We start from the raw sequence: 17,142 nt of genomic DNA on the forward strand, positions 1-17,142 counted from the left end.
TGGAGCTCAGTAACATTTTCACGACTACAAAAGAAAAAATATACGGACTGACCAGGCTGGCTAAGTGGCACGAAAAGGTCAGGCAATCCGGCTTCAAATCATTCAATACCGTTGCCCGCTCGATTGAGAATCACTACAAGACCATTGTTAACTATTTTGATAACAGAAGCACCAATGCATCCGCTGAATCTTTCAATGCGAAGATCAAAGCGTTCAGGGCGCAGTTCAGAGGAGTCAGGAATGTAGAATTCTTCCTTTACCGCCTTACCCAGTTATATGCTTAATCCAAGGTGCTCCACAACATTTGGTCTTGATCCTAACCTGCTTTGCTTACTAAATTAGGTTACCGAATGGACATGTTTGACAGAGGCGATTTTGACCAAGGTTTCTCAAACATCAATGTTTTTCTAACCTTAAACTGTGAGGATGATGAATTTCAAACAGAACCTGACTGTACTATTCTGGCTGTACAGACAAAAAGCGAAAGCAGACGGCAAAGCACCTATTTATGCCAGAATCACAATCGACGGTAAGTACACCGAAATCTCAACGGGCAAGAAAGTAAACCCGGCATCCTGGGACTTGGATGTCAAGCAGGTTATTGGCTCAGGACTTGAAGTAAAGCTGGCCAACCAGAAACTAGCTCAGTTGCAAACAGACGTCGAACGGATTTTCAACGGCCTTCAAACGCAGTTCTCTGAGGTGACTCCTGCGATGGTCAAGAATGTCTACTTGGGCAAACCTGCGGTCGAGCAGTCTAAGGTAGCCAAACCCGCAGCCAAGAACGAGCTAACCTTGCTGGAAGTCTTCGACGAGTTCATCGCAAAATTTGAGAAGCGGGTAGAACGGGAAAATGCCTCGTATGAGACCTTGAAGCACTGGCGCAGCACCAAAAAGAAGGTGGCCGGTTTCATCAAATATCACTTCGATCGCCAGGACATTCTTTTTTCATCTCTTGGTGACACCTTTGCGGACGACCTCTATGATTATTTGACGCTACATGTTGCCAAACCGTTGGCTGAGGTAACAGCCCGAAAAGAAGTGAAATGGGTGCGTCAGATTGTCAAAATTGGGGTTAAGAAAAAATATATTCCTTCCAATCCCATGGAAGGTTTTAAGTGTTCCGGCGGCGATGTGGAGGTCATCCCGCTAGAATTTTGGCAAGTCGAGAAAATTCAGCAAAAGCAGTTTAGCGTTGATAGGATTTCAGAGGTTAGGGATGCATTCATTTTTCAGTGCTTCACCGGCTTTGCTTATCAAGACATTTATGACCTCAGCCCCGAAAATGTCGTTCTGGTCGGGCCTAGAAAAGAACGCTGGCTTGTCAAGCACAGAGGTAAGACAGAGGTTGGTGAAATGGTACCAATTCTGCCGATTGTCGACCAACTGATATCCAAATACCAGGGCCATCCCTACTGCCTTGCCAATCGCAAGTTAATCCCGGTGAATAGCAACTACCGATACAACGTGTATTTGAAGGACATTGCCCAGCTTTGCGAAATACGCGATGTTAGTGGAGGAATCAGAAGGCTCGATACACACGATGCACGGCATTTCTTCGCAGACATGATGCTAAACAATGGCGTTCCATTGGAAGATGTCAGCAAAATGCTGGGCCATAAAAGCATCAGGACGACGATGCGTTACTGCCGAGTGAGAAAATCGAGGATTAGCGCGAATGTTGCCCTAGTGAGGAACAAATTGTTTACCAAGACCGGTAAGTTTCGACAAGCTTCTTAGGGATTATCACCCGGTGCGGTCGGATTCAATTCCGGCCGCACTTGCCGCAATGCGCGGGTCACAGTCGAACGTCCTATGCTTCGAATAAGTCCAACTTTATCTGCTGCTAAGTTCTACACGCCCGTGAACAACAATTCATTGATCTTGAATACCCGCTGAAAATCTACGGTTACGTAAATCGGACGACTATGGTCTGTTGCTCCAAAGCTTCCCCACGCATCATGAGCGATATCAATCAAGGCCGCAGCTGCATAAAGTCAGTTATGTCTATACGTTTACGTAGCTCTGATCGCAGTAGATGCAGTCCAGTATTTTACGATCAGCTCGATGAGGTCCTTGATTTCATGGTACTCAGACGGTTTAATAAAAAAGCCTTGGGCTGATTCGCAGTAAGCATCGATGAGATGCTGATGATTTACTGATGTCGTTAAATATAGGTAGGGTACACACTTCAAAGCTATATCTGCATTTTTTTTTAATTCAAGCCGCAGTTCTAAACCGGTGAGTCTTGGTAAATTTACATCCGAAAGAATTAGGAAAATTGGTTCCGAAGGGCCATTTAGGTAGCGTAGAGCGGTATGTCCATCCGGGAAATAAATCCTTTTATTGGGCAAATTGAGCTCTTTAAAAACTTCTTCTAAGACAAACTGGTCATCCGCATCGTCCTCGATGACAATAACCATGCCGCTTTTGTCCATGTGCTATGAGGGTTAGAAAATCTACACATCAAAAGAATCGTTCCTCACTGACTATTAATAAGAAACAAAAAATTTTCCAAAACCGCTTTATCGGTATAATCCAACCCTAGGTTGTGTTCACAGGTATTTTGTTTTTCATCCCAGAGTTCCTCTTTTCTTCATCGCAGCAGACGTATCACTGATCAAACCTCTGGGTGTTTATTAACCCGTTCTTTCACGATGGATGATATCCACCGTAATTCGAATAGAAAAAATAAAATCGTGTTGGTCGACGACAATGAAGATTTAGCGGCTATTCACCCCCTTCATTTAAAACTTCTGAGATTTGAAGTTGCTTTCTGCCATAATGGTAGAAAGTGTCTGTAACTGGTCGAATCCACTAACCCGGACATTGTCATCCTCGACATTGATATGTCCGGGATGGACGGCTATCAAGTCTGCGACCTTCTACAGGCACATTAGATCGGTCGTAACTTCCCTGTCGTGGCATATACGGCCAGGGACGAATACTCTTTAAACCAAGAAAACAAAGCTCATTGCTTTGACACTTACATGCAGAAGGGAATGAATCACACGAAAATGGTTGACATTATCAATAACGCAATTTATTCGAACTAGCGACGGCTGGACTACTATCTAGGCATTTTTTTCGGATTGTCCCCCTGTCTATTCGTTTCGTTGGCACGCTCCAAATCCGAACGTGATCGATAACAGCTCTCCACCATATGGAGCAAGGCTGAAATTTTCGCCATTCTGTCTGTTGCGAATTTATGGCTTGGGCCATACGTTTCAAATTCTACCGTAATAGCCTTACAATTGCATGTAAAGTGGCTAGTGAAAATTTAAGTCAGCTTGCAAATACATATTTTTTCTTTTGTTTAAGATAGTTACAGCCATTTAAGTTTCCTATCTTCCTGAATGGAAAACAAACATCTAGTAGGGTCGGTGGTCTCGTTGTTAACGGATCCCAGGAAGCGGTTGACGGTCAAAAGGTATTTGAAGCGTATTTACTATTGTGAAGAAATTGGCGACAGTGATAAAAAGATGTTGGCCTTTTTTGAAAGGGAGTTGATCCCTGTTCCATTGAACTGATCGATTGAATAAGACGGTGTTCAGTGAGCCCAAATGCGATGTGCTAGGGCTCGCTTTTTATTTCCTGCTGGCCGTCTGCCTATGACCTAGCCTTTCGAGCATCTTAATCTGTGGTTTGGTTTTTGCCTTAGAAGGCAACCCATTAAACCACTATCCATAATGAATATAGACGGAGAAATCATTATTATTGAAGATGACGAAGAAGATAGAAACGTGCTTGAATACGTATTTGAAAAGCTAGGCTATTCCAATAGAAGGGCCTATTTTGAGGACGGAGCGTCGGCATTAGCATATCTGGAAGCCCCATATCCCGAGCCTTTCCTGATATTATCTGACATCGATCTTCCATATATGGATGGTGCCGACCTTAACACCCAGCTAAGTACCGACACCGAAATAAGGCGAACAGGTATCCCATACCTTTACCTGACGAATGGGTCAACTCACAAGCATGTCATCGATGCGTATAGCAAATTGGCACAGGGCTTCTTCATTAAGCCCAATTCTCCAAAGGAGCTTATTTCGACACTAAAAGCCATTATCGATTATTGGCTGGTATGTGCTATCCCTTCTGAATCCCAGCGATCGGCGTGGTGATAGCTGTTAGGTATCCAATCCATGCCCATCTACTGGTCAACTATAAATTACCAGCGCGTGCGGAGGGATAGTTAGTCGGATCGCCTTGCCGTTTCTTACTTCAATATTTAATTCGGCCGGACTTAAATCGGATGCAAACAGGCATTTCATCGAGCTGTCTACCGGGTGCATTACATCATCGACAGTAACATATACACAAGCGTATTTTTCCTGGTCCAAATTCATAGCACACAGTATTTCATGGTCGCCTGAGATCCGCGACCACGCAATCACCTGTTTATCGCCGGTTTGCTCATCCGGATAGCTAAATGTGATTCCATTCCGTGATGTAGACCGGAGAAAAAAGGTGCCGGATATCAAAGCAGGATACCTCTGAACCAGGCTGTCAAGCCGCTCTATATGCGAAGACCGCAATTTTTCCAGACAGTGCTCGCGAGCTCCCAAAAAGTCGGGATTTAAATGGATGTCAAGCAGGTTTTGCATCACAAAAGTCAGGTTTAATAAAACGTCTGTTGAAGGTAGTCAATTTCGAGTAGAATAAAATATTATTCTAAATACTTCCAAAAACATTTTTATTGTCGAAATTTTATTTTACATTTGATAAATATTTTAAAATAAAGTTATGAATAGAGGAACGGTTAAGTTTTTTAATGATACCAAAGGTTTTGGTTTCATTGCTCCGGAAAATGGCGGAGATGACATTTTTGTACACACCACAGGTCTTAATGATGATATCCGTGAGAATGACAGTGTGTCTTACGAAGTTGAAGAAGGTAGAAAAGGCCTGAACGCAGTTAATGTAACCATTATCTAAGCGCTCAAATACATACAAAGCAATAAAATCCTCCCGGTGCGGAGGATTTTTTGTTTTAGCCCATATAGATGAAATCCACTATCCCGAAATACCCGAGATCGTTATGGCGAACAATAGCGCAGCTATTAACAGATCTGCCAGCCACCATTTTGAGTAAATCGCTGCTTTGCCTGACCTCACTCCTTTCTATTTTACTTTCCTTATTGCTTCGGTTTGTACTGCAATACCGGAAAACAGTGATCCGTAAAAATCTCACAAGTTCTTTCCCCACCAAATCGGCCGGGGAGATCCGCAAGCTGATGAGCGCATATTACCGGCACATGAGCGATCTGTTGCTCGAACCTTTTTTGTTTTATCTGGCGCCCGAAAGACTTAGAAAGCGCCTGGCGAGGTATATCAATCCGGAAGTTCTGGAATCGCTCCATGCCGACCAGCGACCGGTAATAGTCTTCGCGTCGCATTATGGAAACTGGGAATACCTGATTAATCTTCCGCAAGTGACAGACTATCCGGTCTACACAGCGTACTCGCCGATCAAAAATGGTTTGCTCGACAGGATGATGATCGGGTTGCGTTCGTTCCTGGGAGTCAAACTTATTCCCAAGAAGGGATTTTACCGGCAAGCGTTGTCGCTGTTGCGCCAAACGGCTATCCCTAATTTACTGGTGGTCATCGCCGATCAGCGGCCAGCGCCTGGCAGCGACAAATTTCATATTTCATTCCTGGACCAGGAGACTGCCGTTCAGACGGGAGGAGAACGGATGGCGGCTTCATCGCAGGCGGCAGTCGTGTACGTCGAATCTCAAAAAAGGTCTCGTTTCAGCTACGAGTTCACATTTCGGCTGATGGAGCATCCTGACCGGTCAACGCCCTTGAGCATTACAAAATCCTACTACCATTTTCTGGAAAGTAGCATCAGTCGCGCGCCATCTTACTGGCTATGGTCACATAACCGGTGGAAAATTCCGGCGGCTGGTGCTATCCATTCATCTTAAATATTGATCATGGCCGCACATCTCATTCGGAAAGACACCATTTTTCAACCTGATTCAAGCCGGGTCATTGCGCGATTTCTATACAATGGCGAGGATAGGAGTAAAGAACTGATATCGATTATTCTCGCTCTCGACACAGGCACCCAGATACGGCAGCTGAACAACGTTCTGAGAAAGTACGCGAAACGGCACCGGAATATCCTCAAAGTATTCGAACGGCATTTTCGAAAGCTAGAAGTCCTGCTCAAAGCCATGCAAATAGATCCGCAGGACCTGGAAACGAACCAGCGTTTGCTAATCGGTGCTTATTTTACGATGGAATACTCTATTGAGGCAGCCGCCTTTTTCAATCCGTCCATCGTAGCCGATCCCGACCAGTCCGACGTGGAACTGGGCGAAACGCGCGTGATCCTCAGCTTTCGGGCTACGGGGGAAGGGCATATATCGTCTATTGTGTTCCGTTCGGCACTCATTGACGAAAACAATGATATTGTCATCGAGACACCTGGCCGGTTACTCGACTCTCCCGAGCATGTGCGTAACCACATTTATAAGAAAAAGTCATTTCTGTCAAAATTGGGCGAAATGCAGGATTTGGATAATCTTGCTTACGCCACTTTGGAAGGGAAGCTGACGGAGACTTTTACTTACGAAGAGCTTAAACGGTATGTGGAAGAAACCAGCAGGATGGCCGGAATGGATATCGCCGGCGCGGTGTTTCTCCGCGAGGTAATGTGGCTGGCCTCCTCGCACTACGAAATGGATTTCTCCCTGGATACCGACATTTCGGAACGTGTGATCTTTCCCATCGCCGATACTGAAAAAAGAGGTATCGAAGATGCAAGGTTCGTTTGTTTTACCGATGACAAGCAAGAGCGCACCTACTATGCTACCTACACCGCATACGATGGCGTCAATATTCTGCCCAAGCTATTGAAAACCAGGGATTTTTATCATTTCAAAGTACTGCCGCTTCACGGAGAGATTGCTCAGAACAAGGGAATGGCACTTTTTCCACGCAAGATCAACGGTAAATACGCGATGCTTTGCCGTATCGACGGCGTGAACAATTACATTGCCTATTCGGAAAATATCAGCGTTTGGCGGAAAGCTGTTTTGATCCAGACACCCAAATTTCCTTGGGAATTCGTCCAAATTGGAAATTGTGGCTCGCCGGTAGAAACCCGGGCCGGATGGCTGGTATTGACCCACGGAGTCGGCCCGATGCGCGAGTACGTGCTAGGTGCCTCCCTGTTTGAACTGGAAAATCCTGAAAATGAAATAGGACGCCTGAATAACCCCCTGCTGATCCCTAATGCAAGCGAGCGCGACGGTTATGTACCGAATGTAGTGTATTCCTGCGGCGCGTTTGTGCACAATCAGAGTCTGATTATTCCATATGCCACTTCCGACTACGCTTCTACCTATGCCGTGGTCAATCTGGAAGAATTGTTGGAAGACCTTCTCAGTGACAAATGTTAACGACAAAGAATTTCTTCATACACTTTCATGTAATTGTCAACCATCTTTTCTTTCGAAAACATCGCTTTCGCCCATTGGCGGCATTCCTGCCTATCGAGCCGTGCCACATTTGTCACAGCCTGAACAGCTTCACCGATTGTATGGACCAGGAACCCGGTTTTGCCGTCGACGATCAGCTCGCACATCGAGCCACGGTTGAAGGCGATTACCGGCGTGCCGCAAAACATCGATTCGGCGACACTTAAACCGAAGGGTTCGTTGAACTGAATCGGATGAAGTAGCGCGAGCGCTTTTCCCAGCAATGTTTTGCGCTCGGATGGCCCGACGTTTCCAATGTAAAAGACCGATCTTTCGTCAATGCAGGGCTTAATCTTTTGTTCAAAATAGGCATCGTCCTGAATCAGCCCCGCGATCAACAGTACCTTCCCGGACTCCCGGGCTATCTGAATCGCTTCCAGCGTTCCCTTCTCTGGATGGATACGCCCGAAAAACAGCAGATAGTCTTGCGGGGTTTTCTCGAAAGGGAAATCCTTGCCGTCTACACCGTTATATACTGTTGCAATGTAGTCCAATTCATCGCTACGATCGGCATTGCTGATAGATGCGTAAAAGCATGATCCGTTATACTTCCGGTAGACGTCCCGGATTTTCGGGGATGAGAATCCATGGATCGTCGTCAGCATCGGGGCGCGGATCAATTTGGAGTAGGTTAATGGGAGAAAATCGAAATGATTGTGTATCAGATCAAACCGCGAAGCATTTTCCATTAGATGGCTGATGTGCAAACATTCGGCCACCTTTGGGTCTATGTTTCTGTCTTCCGCATAGGGAGCATGTGAAGTGCCTTCCAGTTTTGCCGTGGTCACCGAATCGGTTGTGGCAAAAAGCGTTACATCTACGCCCTTCTCCACGAGCCCCTCCGTCAGATAGGAAGCCACTTGCTCCCACGGCCCATATTGCCGGGGTGGCGTACGCCATGCGATCGACGATAGGATGGCCACTCTCATACCAATTCGGCTTCCATTTTGGTGACCTCCTCAAATGCTTCGAGCACGCTCAAATGGGAGATCAGGTAGGCCAATGTGCTTTCTGCGCCTTGGTTTCGGTTCACGCCCGTGCTTTCCAGCCCGTCGCAGCAACCTTTTGTTTCAAAATCGTAAAGGCTTACCCTAAGGTCGTTTTCACCCAAAAACCACATAAAACAGGTATATAGCTTCTGAATGTAAGACTGATCATTAGTAAGCCGGAAAGCTTGATGGAACATTAATACCATGGCAAGCGCATCCAGCGGTTGCTGGGCAAACATCGACTGCTCGCGGTCTCTGCCGTACCAGTTCTCGTTGCCGACAACCGACAAATAGCCGTTCCGAAGCGTCACATCCGAAAGAAAATTCATACTTTCAATCGCTACCTCAGAAACTCGGGCATCATGCAAAAACTCGGCTGAATGAAGGAGCGCCAAAGGCAGAAATGCATTGTCATAGGCCAGTAGCGATTCAAACCATTGCCAATCATTGCTGCGGTGGATGTCATATTCCGTAAGAAGCCTGCCGGTCAGGATCTCCAGTATTTTGAGCATGCCTTCGTCCGTCGGACTACTTTTCAGGTAATGGCATATCCCGACGATGGTGTTAGCAATGCTTCGGATAGATCTGAGACTTGTAAAATTCGGCACAGCGTCAAAGAAAATCTCCCGGCCGGTTTGGTAATAAGCGTCATTAGGCGCATTACCGAGCAGATAGCCCAACGACCAGATGGTACGTCCAAAAGAATCCTCTGACCCCACTTCATCCAGAAAGTTTCGATTGAAGCTCAGGAAGTTCCGGAACATGCCGTCCTGGGTCTGCATATAATTGATGTAGCTCAGATAGGTGGGCGACAATTTCAAGGCGAGCGGATGCTTGTTTCTTTTGTAGGTCATCAACACCATCAATAAGGCCCTCGCATTATCATCCAGGCAATATCCTTCTTTCAGGTTGGGGATTCCGTATTTGGCGTGTTGGATAATGCCGGTGTCGTCGGTGAGGCGCTGCACATGATCGAGCAGGAACGGCGGAAGCGTAAGCGGGTCCAGAATCATCGGATTGCCCGATTCAATTTCCAGTCCGATTTTCGTTATTGACCCTGCCAATTCCAGATATTTTTCCCCGATTTTCGGCCAGGTGATTTCGCGGCCATAATCAAACGCATTCTTCCGGAGTTGCTGCATCTGCTCGGGATGGTCCAAGAGCTCAAGGAGTATCTCGGTAAGTGCCGACGAGTCGTGGAAATTGAACAGACGGCCCCTGCCATCGGCGAGCAGTTCTGCCGCATGCCAATAGGGTGTAGAGATCACCGCATTACCGGCGCCGATGGCGTAGGAAAGCGTTCCGCTGGTGATCTGGGCCTCGCTGGTATAAGGGGTGATGTAGATATCGGAGGCCGAGAGGTATTTGAAAAGCTCGGACTGACTTATGAACTCGTTCAGAAACACGACATGCTTTTCAATGCCCAGCTGTTTGACCAGGCCTGCAAGGAAGACACGGTATTCTTCCCCGGCATGCCTGACTACGTTGGGATGTGTTTTTCCCAGCACAATGTAGACAAGCTGCGGATACTTCTTCACAACCTCAGGCAAGGCCTTCAGAACAGTCTCAATCCCTTTATTGCGCCCGATAAACCCGAAGGTCAATAGGACCTCTTTGGAGGAAAGTCTGAATTCTTTCTTAGCCAGAAGCTGGCCAAAATGTATGTCCGGCACGCCATGTGCAATGAGCGCGATCTTCTCTTTGGGCACCCTGTACACATCCGATAGCATATCGACCGCGGTCTGGCTCATGACCACCACCGACTGCGCAATTTTACATATCTCGGTCATAACAGCCTTCTGATTGTAGGAAGGTGTTTTCAGGACGGTATGCAGCGTAACGATCAACGGAATTTTGAGCCGATACAATAGCGGCAGGATGTAGATGCCGTTCTGCCCACCGAATATCCCGAATTCGTGTTCGAGGATGCATAAATCGGCCCCGCTCAGGTTAATGATATTGGCCGCTTCCAGGTAATCAGTCTGCTCTTCCTGCCGGATAGTGAGCTTTACCTCTTTGGGATAATCATAATGCAGGCCATTGTCGTCAATCGCGATCACAAAGCCTTGCGAGCCACCAGCTAGGGCTTCCTCTCCGACGGTAGAATGATATAAATTTTGGGTGAAGGTGCCAATCCCGCACTCCCTTGGCGGGTAGGTTCCTATAAAGGCAATTTTCATTTTCGGCCGTTTGTTGATTTGTTGTAAGATAACCTTATTAAACGGCATTACCCGGGAATATTTCAGCTGACACCTAATACTTCACAGGATTTCCACGAATAAACAAAACATGTTGAATATCAAGCAAAAGGATCTACCTTACAACAAAACTAAAAACCATGTCAAAAGAAAAAAATCAGCAGAAAAGTGACAAGAAGACGCCCGCAAAAAACCTGAAAGAAAAGCGCGCGGACAAGAAGGAGAAGCGGGACAATAAGTCGAAAGGATACTAGATGACGCGCGTTTCAATCAAGCATAAGATAGACTACAGCTACAGTCACAAAGTACTTCTGTCCCCACACAGATTCCGCCTGGCGCCGCAGCGCTATACCCAGGCGATCATCGACGGATACAGTTTTGTTCTGCGGCCCGCCAATCGCCTATACTGGCAACATGATGTTTACGGCAATAAAATGGCACGGGCCGATTTCGATGCGAAAACAGATTTTATGTCGGTGGAGGTTACTCTGGAAATCGAGCTGACCAGTTTGAACCCCTTCGATGTACTGGTCGACGATGAATCGCAGTACTTCCCATTTTTGTATCCTTCGATCGTTAAAAATGCTTTGCTGCCATATTTACAAATCGTAGACAGGAGTTCTGCCCTCACTGCGTTCGTTGGCTGCACCGAAAAGTTTCATGGTGAAACCCTCTCATTCTTGGTGAAACTCAATCAACATGTTAGTAACCATATCCGGTACGTTCATAGATTAGAACCGGGTGTGCAATAGCAGTACAGTATCGCTCATCAAGACCGCTGACTTTCCATCTACCGTCTTTTTGATGGAAACCCAGCCGCCAAAGCCGAAAGAAACGGGAACGTTCTCTGATTTGATCGCGATTTTCAGGTCACTTCTCGGGAGTGCGATCGTATGAACAGCCTGGCCTTCATTGTAAGTGCCTTTTTTGCCAATTGCGCTTTCTATCGCCGCTATCTCTTCGGCCGAAAGGGGCGGTGTTTTTACCGGTGCGCTGCTAGCAGTGGTATAGTAAAGCCCAGTTAACCCTGCTGTGGCCGCCATCGATGTTGCACCGAGCCATGTTCTTCTCGAAATCAGTGTTTCGTTTTCCATTTTTGAAATAATGTGGTTGACAATGCAATACTATCAAACCCATTACCTAAAAAATAGAATAAAAATAACTCGTTTGTACGGAGTTTACTTTTTGGCCATAGATTTCCTAAAAGCCGCCGGATTTTGCCCGGTGCATCCCGCATGGGTAAAAAGTGGCTTCGGAAATGCCAGGCTGCCGCAAATCTCCCTGATCGGAATGGCCGCTTCATGCTGTTTGAGGATCGAAAGGATGGCACGGGCCAACCCGCTGCGCCTCTGTGAATCTTGTCTTAGCGGTCCAGATCTGATATACCTACAATCAATTCATAAATTGAACGAAGCCCTGAATTCCAAAGGAGATTGTGAGGTTTTTGTTTTGAAAAGCTTACTGAATGACTGCGAATGTTCAAAGCCAAGTTCGTAAGCAATCTCGCTGATTGAAAGACTGGTAGTCGACAGCTTCTCCTTCGCTTTATCAATCAGCTTTTCATGAATGTGCTGCTGGGTGGATTGGCCTGTTAGTTGTTTTAACAGGCTGCCCAGATATTTAACAGATATATTTAGCTCACTGGCCACATACTGGACGGTTGGCAGCCCCTCTGACAGCAAATCTTCATTGTTAAAGTAATCAGCCAGAACCTCTTCCACACGATTTAAAATTTTGCTATTCGTTATCTTCCGGGTGATGAACTGGCGTTCGTAAAACCGCTGGGCGTAGGTGAATAATACTTCCAGCTGTGCCACGATTACGTCCTGACTAAACTTGTCAATATTGGAACTGTACTCGTTTCTGATGTTATCAACAATGGAATTGATGACGGATTCTTCCTTGTCAGAAAGGAACAATGCTTCATTTGTTGAATATCCAAAGTATTCGTACTGCTTGATCTTTTTTGCGAGCGATGTATTCCATAGAAAGTCGGGATGGATAAACAACATCCACCCACGCAGGTTATGCGGCATACCATTGTCTTCGCCCCGCAGTATTTGACCCGGAGCCAGAAAAGCCATCACACCTTCGTCAAAATCATATTTCTGCTGCCCGTAGAAAAGTTTATCGCAGCCGCGTTTCATCGAGACTACATAAAAATCAAATATGACCGAAGTAATGTCCGTATTATTGGCTAGACCTTCCAGATTTAAAATACTGATCAGCGGGTGATGCGGTTTTGCAATTCCCGCAATACGGTGCAGCTCCGAAATGGACCGTAATCTGTATGGTTCGGAATTTTTCATCAAGGCATTATTAGATTTTTAAAGCTTATTTAATGTTGAGCCAAAGTTCTTCCACGTTAAAACTGATCAGCGACACTTTGGTTTTAGCGGGCATTTCAACGGCTGTGGCGCTTCCGTCTCTGACAATCCGGGTGTGTTTGATCAATTCCTCAAGACTTTTCTTGTCTTCTTCTGTCCATTTACCCTCGCCAAAATCTAACACTTTTTTCTCCTCTATCCGCAACCCGTTTATTGAGTCTTTGAAGACAACAGGGTGTGCACTTTGATAGGAGCTGTCGACCAGTAAGCTGAGCGGGCTGTCTGTTTTATTACTGATGTATACCGTTTTGGGAGGATTGCAGGATAACAGCATTATCCAGACAATCAAGATAGGACTTATAAGTTTCATGGTGTTCTTTTTGTTAAAATTCAACTTTGGCTAACGCTTTTGATATCTCCCATAATTTTAAAGAATCATCTGCATCCTCTGCTTGTACTGGTATTTTCGAGACAGCTGGGAATCCCCGGGTCTCCATCAATCTGGCAGGTCCATAATATGCGCCTCCCCGGGCATCCGGAGATGTAGCCGCATACAATGTTGGCAATGCTCCCTGTGCGGATGGCTGGAACAAAAATGGAAGAAACGTCCGCGCCATTCCTGCGGCACTCCAGCGCCCAGCGCCTGTAATCAGCAAATTTGTTCGGGAAACACCCGGATGCGCGGCGATGCTTGTAACACCCCAACCATGCTTTTCGCTTTTCCGTTGAAGCTCTAAGGCAAACATTAGGTTCGCCAATTTGGACTGACTGTATGCTTTCCCGGGCACATACGCAGATTTCGATTGAAGGTCGTCAAAATTGATTTTTCCCTCCCGATTTGCTATACTCGAAACGGTCACTACGCGCGCTTCCGGCGATTTGCGTAGTAATGGCAGAAGTTGCGCGGTCAATGCAAAGTGACCAATGTGATTTGTGCCGAATTGTAACTCAAAGCCATCGGCAGTTTCAAGCCGTTTTGGCGGCGTCATAACGCCGGCATTGTTGATAAGAAGATCAATCGCTTGCCCTTTTGAAATCATTCTCGACGCAAATGATTTGATGGATGAAAGATCCGCCAGGTCTATTTGCTCGAAGCTCACTTTGGCGTGGGGATTAACCTCTTTAATCCTGGCGGTAGATTCCGCGCCTTTCTTAGGATTGCGTCCCATTAATGTGACATTCCATCCTGCTGACGAAAGTGCCAGTGCGTCTTCATATCCGATGCCTTCCGTGCTGCCTGTAATGATAGCTAAACCACTATTAGTTTGTGGAATGTCAGCTGTCGTCCAATTTTTCATTTGCGTCTGTTTCTAACGTTTTTTGTTAATACAAAAGTGGGTAACATTAAAAAAACAGATGTAGCCAAAAGTCGTATTGTTGTAGTGGAAAGTCATGTATGAGAAAAAGCCACATTCTCGGGACAGTGATTGACATCATGGGGAATCCGTAGGCTACCAGTGTTTTGACAAGCACGGGCACGAACATAATAATATAACATTCACGAACTCGTGCAATCCGTTAGATTTACAGGCTCGATTGTTGTAGTAGATGTTTTTGTTGCAGCAGACCCAAAAGTTGCCCCTGAACAATATTCTGGCTCATACTGCCAGATATTTCCCCGTTTTACTTGCCGGTTCAACGGCAACAACTGCCGCGGTACCGCAAGCAACGATTTTACCACCCTCATTCCCCGCACCCGGTCCGACATCGATCACCCAATCGCTGTTCGCGACAACGTGCATGTCGTGTTCGATGATAATGACGGTATTTCCCTGATCGACCAGTTTATTGAGCTGGACAAGTAAATTGTCTACATCGGACGGATGCAAGCCGGTTGTAGGCTCATCCAAAATGTATAACGTATTGCCATGCTGGGCCCGTTGCAACTCGGTAGCCAGCTTGATCCGCTGCGCCTCGCCGCCCGAAAGCTCGGTAGCCGGTTGCCCAAGACGCAAATATCCCAGCCCAACCTGCCGGACCACATCCAGTGCACGGCTGATTGGTGGTTCAGACTCAAAAAACTCAAATGCCTCATCCACAGTCAGGGCAAGTACGTCGGCAATGTTTTTGTCTTGATAGGTGACTTCCAGCGTTTTTTCATTGTAGCGGCTTCCCTGACAAACCGGGCAGGGCGTGTACACACTGGGAAGAAATAGAAGTTCGACCATCACAAAGCCTTCGCCCTCACAGTTTTGGCAGCGCCCTTTTGCCACATTAAAGGAAAAGCGGCCTGCGTCGTATTTTCGGCTCTTTGCCATTTTGGTACTGGCAAATAATTTCCGGACATGATCGAAAAGGCCCGTGTAGGTCGCCAGGTTTGACCGGGGTGTACGTCCGATGGGTTTCTGGTCTACCGGTATCAGTCTGCGGATTTGACTTATTCCTTCCTGGATATAACCGGTCGTCGTTTGTGGGGCTTCTCTTTGAAGAAGATCTTCTTCCTGACCCTCTGTATCCGGTATTCGCTGTCCTAATTTCTCCAAAACAAGCTCCACAAGGGCCTGACTTACCAGACTGCTTTTCCCGGAGCCTGATATGCCGGTGACGCTGGTCAACACACCTAATGGAAAGTCGGCATCCACATGCTTCAGATTATTCTGGCTTACGTCCCTGAGCCGCAGCCATCCTTTCGCCTCTCTTGCAGGTTTTTGGCTTTGATCTGCATTAAATAAATAGCGCCTTGTCACGGACCTGTCCACTTTTTCCAATCCCTGCAATGGACCACTATAAAGGATTTCTCCGCCCTTTTCACCCGCGCCCGGCCCTACATCGACAACCCAGTCGGCATGGCGGATGATTTCGATCTCATGTTCGACGACAAAAAGCGAATTGCCGGCTGCTTTCAACCGGTCCAGCGCCCGGAGCAATGACTGTGTGTCGGCAGGATGAAGACCGGCGGATGGCTCATCGAGTACATATACTACGCCAAAAAGATTGGAATGTATCTGCGTCCCCAGCCGCAGGCGCTGCAATTCTCCCGGCGAAAGTGTGGGGGTGCTTCTTTCAAGTGTCAGATACCCAAGTCCCAGATCGATCAATACATCCAGGCGGGACAAAAGGTCATGACCAATACGTTGAAGCACCAATGCCTTTTCAGGATGCTCCTTGTCTAAGCGATCATTTTTTGAGTTAAGAGATCGAGATATGATTTCGTATAAACGCTGGATATTCAGCTGATAGAATTCCGCGATATCCATCCCGGCAAATTTCACGGACAATGGCTCAGGACGCAGGCGCTTTCCGCGGCAGATTGGACACTGCGCGCGCAACATGAATTTGGCCACGCGCTTTTTCATCGCCTGGCTCGGTGAATTGGCAAATGTCTGCATCACATACCGTTTCGCGCCGGTAAAGGTGCCCATATAGCTGGGTTCCATTTTTCGCGCCAGGGCCCGCTGAACTTGTTCCGCATTAAGCCCGGAATAAACAGGAACAACGGGCTGCTCTTCCGTAAACAATATCCAGTCCCTGTCTTTCTGAGGCAGATCGCGCCAGGGCACGTCCACGTCGTAACCAAGCGTCATCAGTATTTCCCGCAAATTCTGCCCCTGCCAGGCTGTGGGCCATGCAGCGATGGCTTTTTCCCGGATCGAAAGCGTGTCATCGGGAACCATTGAATGCTCGGTCACTTCATAAACAACCCCCAGGCCGTGGCATTCCGGACAGGCGCCTTCCGGCGTGTTGGGTGAAAACGATTCCGCATATACAATGGACTGACCCGGAGGATAATCTCCCGCCCTCGAATACAGCATCCTGATCAAATTGGAAATCGTGGTGACGCTGCCTACCGAGGAACGTGTGCTGGTTGCTCCCCGCAGCTGCTGCAAAGCGACAGCCGGAGGAAGGCCATCTATGCTGTCGACCTGCGGAATGGACATCTGATTAAAAAGCCGCCTCGCATACGGAGAAACCGATTCCAGGTAACGACGCTGCGCTTCGGCATACAATGTCCCGAACGCAAGTGATGATTTACCAGAACCCGAGACGCCGGTAAAAACGACCAGCGCACCTCTAGGAATTTCCAGATCCACATTTTTCAGGTTATGCTCTTTGGCACCTTGTACTTTGACAAAACCGGAGACAGGAAGAGATTCTAGTTCTTTTGGCATGGGATCTGGGATAAAAATCAGCG

General features: G+C 47.0%; 16 protein-coding genes. 7 read left to right on the top strand and 9 right to left on the bottom strand.

Annotated elements, in window-relative coordinates; genetic code table 11:
* Positions 1-284 (top strand): transposase (locus BLQ88_RS34995; protein WP_143017006.1); only part of this gene is annotated, 284 nt, incomplete at its 5' end.
* A gap of 142 nt (positions 285-426) precedes the next feature.
* Positions 427-1,740 (top strand): site-specific integrase, encoded by a 1,314-nt coding sequence (locus BLQ88_RS35000; RefSeq protein ID WP_090157674.1) that lies wholly within the window; start codon positions 427-429, stop codon positions 1,738-1,740.
* A 275-nt stretch (positions 1,741-2,015) separates the two neighbouring features.
* Here the strand turns inward: BLQ88_RS35000 and BLQ88_RS35005 are convergent, their stop codons facing one another.
* A complete protein-coding gene (locus BLQ88_RS35005) occupies positions 2,016-2,438 on the bottom strand; it encodes a response regulator (protein ID WP_090157675.1) in 423 nt (140 codons plus the stop codon).
* A gap of 1,251 nt (positions 2,439-3,689) precedes the next feature.
* Between BLQ88_RS35005 and BLQ88_RS35015 the strand changes: the two genes are divergently transcribed.
* On the top strand, positions 3,690-4,127 hold the full coding sequence (locus tag BLQ88_RS35015; protein ID WP_090157676.1) for a response regulator: 438 nt from the start codon (positions 3,690-3,692) through the stop codon (positions 4,125-4,127).
* A 36-nt stretch (positions 4,128-4,163) separates the two neighbouring features.
* Here BLQ88_RS35015 and BLQ88_RS35020 read toward each other — a convergent pair whose 3' ends face one another.
* Positions 4,164-4,610: a hypothetical protein gene (locus tag BLQ88_RS35020; protein WP_090157677.1), complete on the bottom strand. Its 447-nt coding sequence runs from the start codon at positions 4,608-4,610 to the stop codon at positions 4,164-4,166.
* Positions 4,611-4,749: 139 nt separating this feature from the next.
* Here BLQ88_RS35020 and BLQ88_RS35025 point away from each other — a divergent pair, with 139 nt between their 5' ends.
* From BLQ88_RS35025 to BLQ88_RS35035, 3 genes are all read left to right on the top strand, one after another.
* Positions 4,750-4,941 carry a cold-shock protein gene (locus tag BLQ88_RS35025; RefSeq protein WP_019942599.1) on the top strand — a complete coding sequence of 64 codons (192 nt, stop codon included), beginning with the start codon at positions 4,750-4,752 and terminating at the stop codon, positions 4,939-4,941.
* Positions 4,942-5,009: 68 nt separating this feature from the next.
* Complete coding sequence (locus BLQ88_RS35030) at positions 5,010-5,936, top strand: lysophospholipid acyltransferase family protein (protein WP_090157678.1); 927 nt, start codon at positions 5,010-5,012, stop codon at positions 5,934-5,936.
* A 9-nt stretch (positions 5,937-5,945) separates the two neighbouring features.
* Complete coding sequence (locus BLQ88_RS35035) at positions 5,946-7,418, top strand: glycoside hydrolase family 130 protein (RefSeq protein WP_090157679.1); 1,473 nt, start codon at positions 5,946-5,948, stop codon at positions 7,416-7,418.
* Here BLQ88_RS35035 and BLQ88_RS35040 read toward each other — a convergent pair.
* Positions 7,415-8,425: a glycosyltransferase family 4 protein gene (locus tag BLQ88_RS35040; protein WP_090157680.1), complete on the bottom strand. Its 1,011-nt coding sequence runs from the start codon at positions 8,423-8,425 to the stop codon at positions 7,415-7,417. The two genes, BLQ88_RS35035 and BLQ88_RS35040, sit on opposite strands and share 4 nt — an antisense overlap.
* On the bottom strand, positions 8,422-10,665 hold the full coding sequence (locus BLQ88_RS35045) for a glycosyltransferase family 4 protein (protein WP_090157714.1): 2,244 nt from the start codon (positions 10,663-10,665) through the stop codon (positions 8,422-8,424). The genes BLQ88_RS35040 and BLQ88_RS35045 overlap by 4 nt, the downstream gene beginning before the upstream one ends.
* A 272-nt stretch (positions 10,666-10,937) precedes the next feature.
* Between BLQ88_RS35045 and BLQ88_RS35050 the strand changes: the two genes are divergently transcribed.
* Entirely contained in the window at positions 10,938-11,435 is a 498-nt protein-coding gene (locus BLQ88_RS35050; RefSeq protein ID WP_229212993.1) for a transglutaminase N-terminal domain-containing protein, read from the top strand.
* Here BLQ88_RS35050 and BLQ88_RS35055 read toward each other — a convergent pair.
* The 5 genes from BLQ88_RS35055 to uvrA form a co-directional block, all read right to left on the bottom strand.
* Positions 11,415-11,777 carry a DUF1259 domain-containing protein gene (locus tag BLQ88_RS35055; protein ID WP_229212994.1) on the bottom strand — a complete coding sequence of 121 codons (363 nt, stop codon included), beginning with the start codon at positions 11,775-11,777 and terminating at the stop codon, positions 11,415-11,417. The genes BLQ88_RS35050 and BLQ88_RS35055 overlap by 21 nt on opposite strands.
* Positions 11,778-12,080: 303 nt before the next feature.
* Entirely contained in the window at positions 12,081-12,992 is a 912-nt protein-coding gene (locus BLQ88_RS35060; protein ID WP_090157681.1) for a helix-turn-helix domain-containing protein, read from the bottom strand.
* Positions 12,993-13,017: 25 nt separating this feature from the next.
* Positions 13,018-13,380, bottom strand: a complete 363-nt coding sequence (locus BLQ88_RS35065; RefSeq protein WP_090157682.1) for a hypothetical protein — start codon at positions 13,378-13,380, stop codon at positions 13,018-13,020.
* 13 nt (positions 13,381-13,393) lie between these two features.
* On the bottom strand, positions 13,394-14,308 hold the full coding sequence (locus BLQ88_RS35070; protein ID WP_090157683.1) for an SDR family oxidoreductase: 915 nt from the start codon (positions 14,306-14,308) through the stop codon (positions 13,394-13,396).
* Between the two features lie 300 nt (positions 14,309-14,608).
* A complete protein-coding gene (gene uvrA / locus BLQ88_RS35075) occupies positions 14,609-17,119 on the bottom strand; it encodes an excinuclease ABC subunit UvrA (RefSeq protein ID WP_090157684.1) in 2,511 nt (836 codons plus the stop codon).
* Positions 17,120-17,142: the final 23 nt, after the last annotated feature.

The sequence above is a fragment of the Dyadobacter soli genome (assembly GCF_900101885.1).
Classification (GTDB): domain Bacteria; phylum Bacteroidota; class Bacteroidia; order Cytophagales; family Spirosomataceae; genus Dyadobacter; species Dyadobacter soli.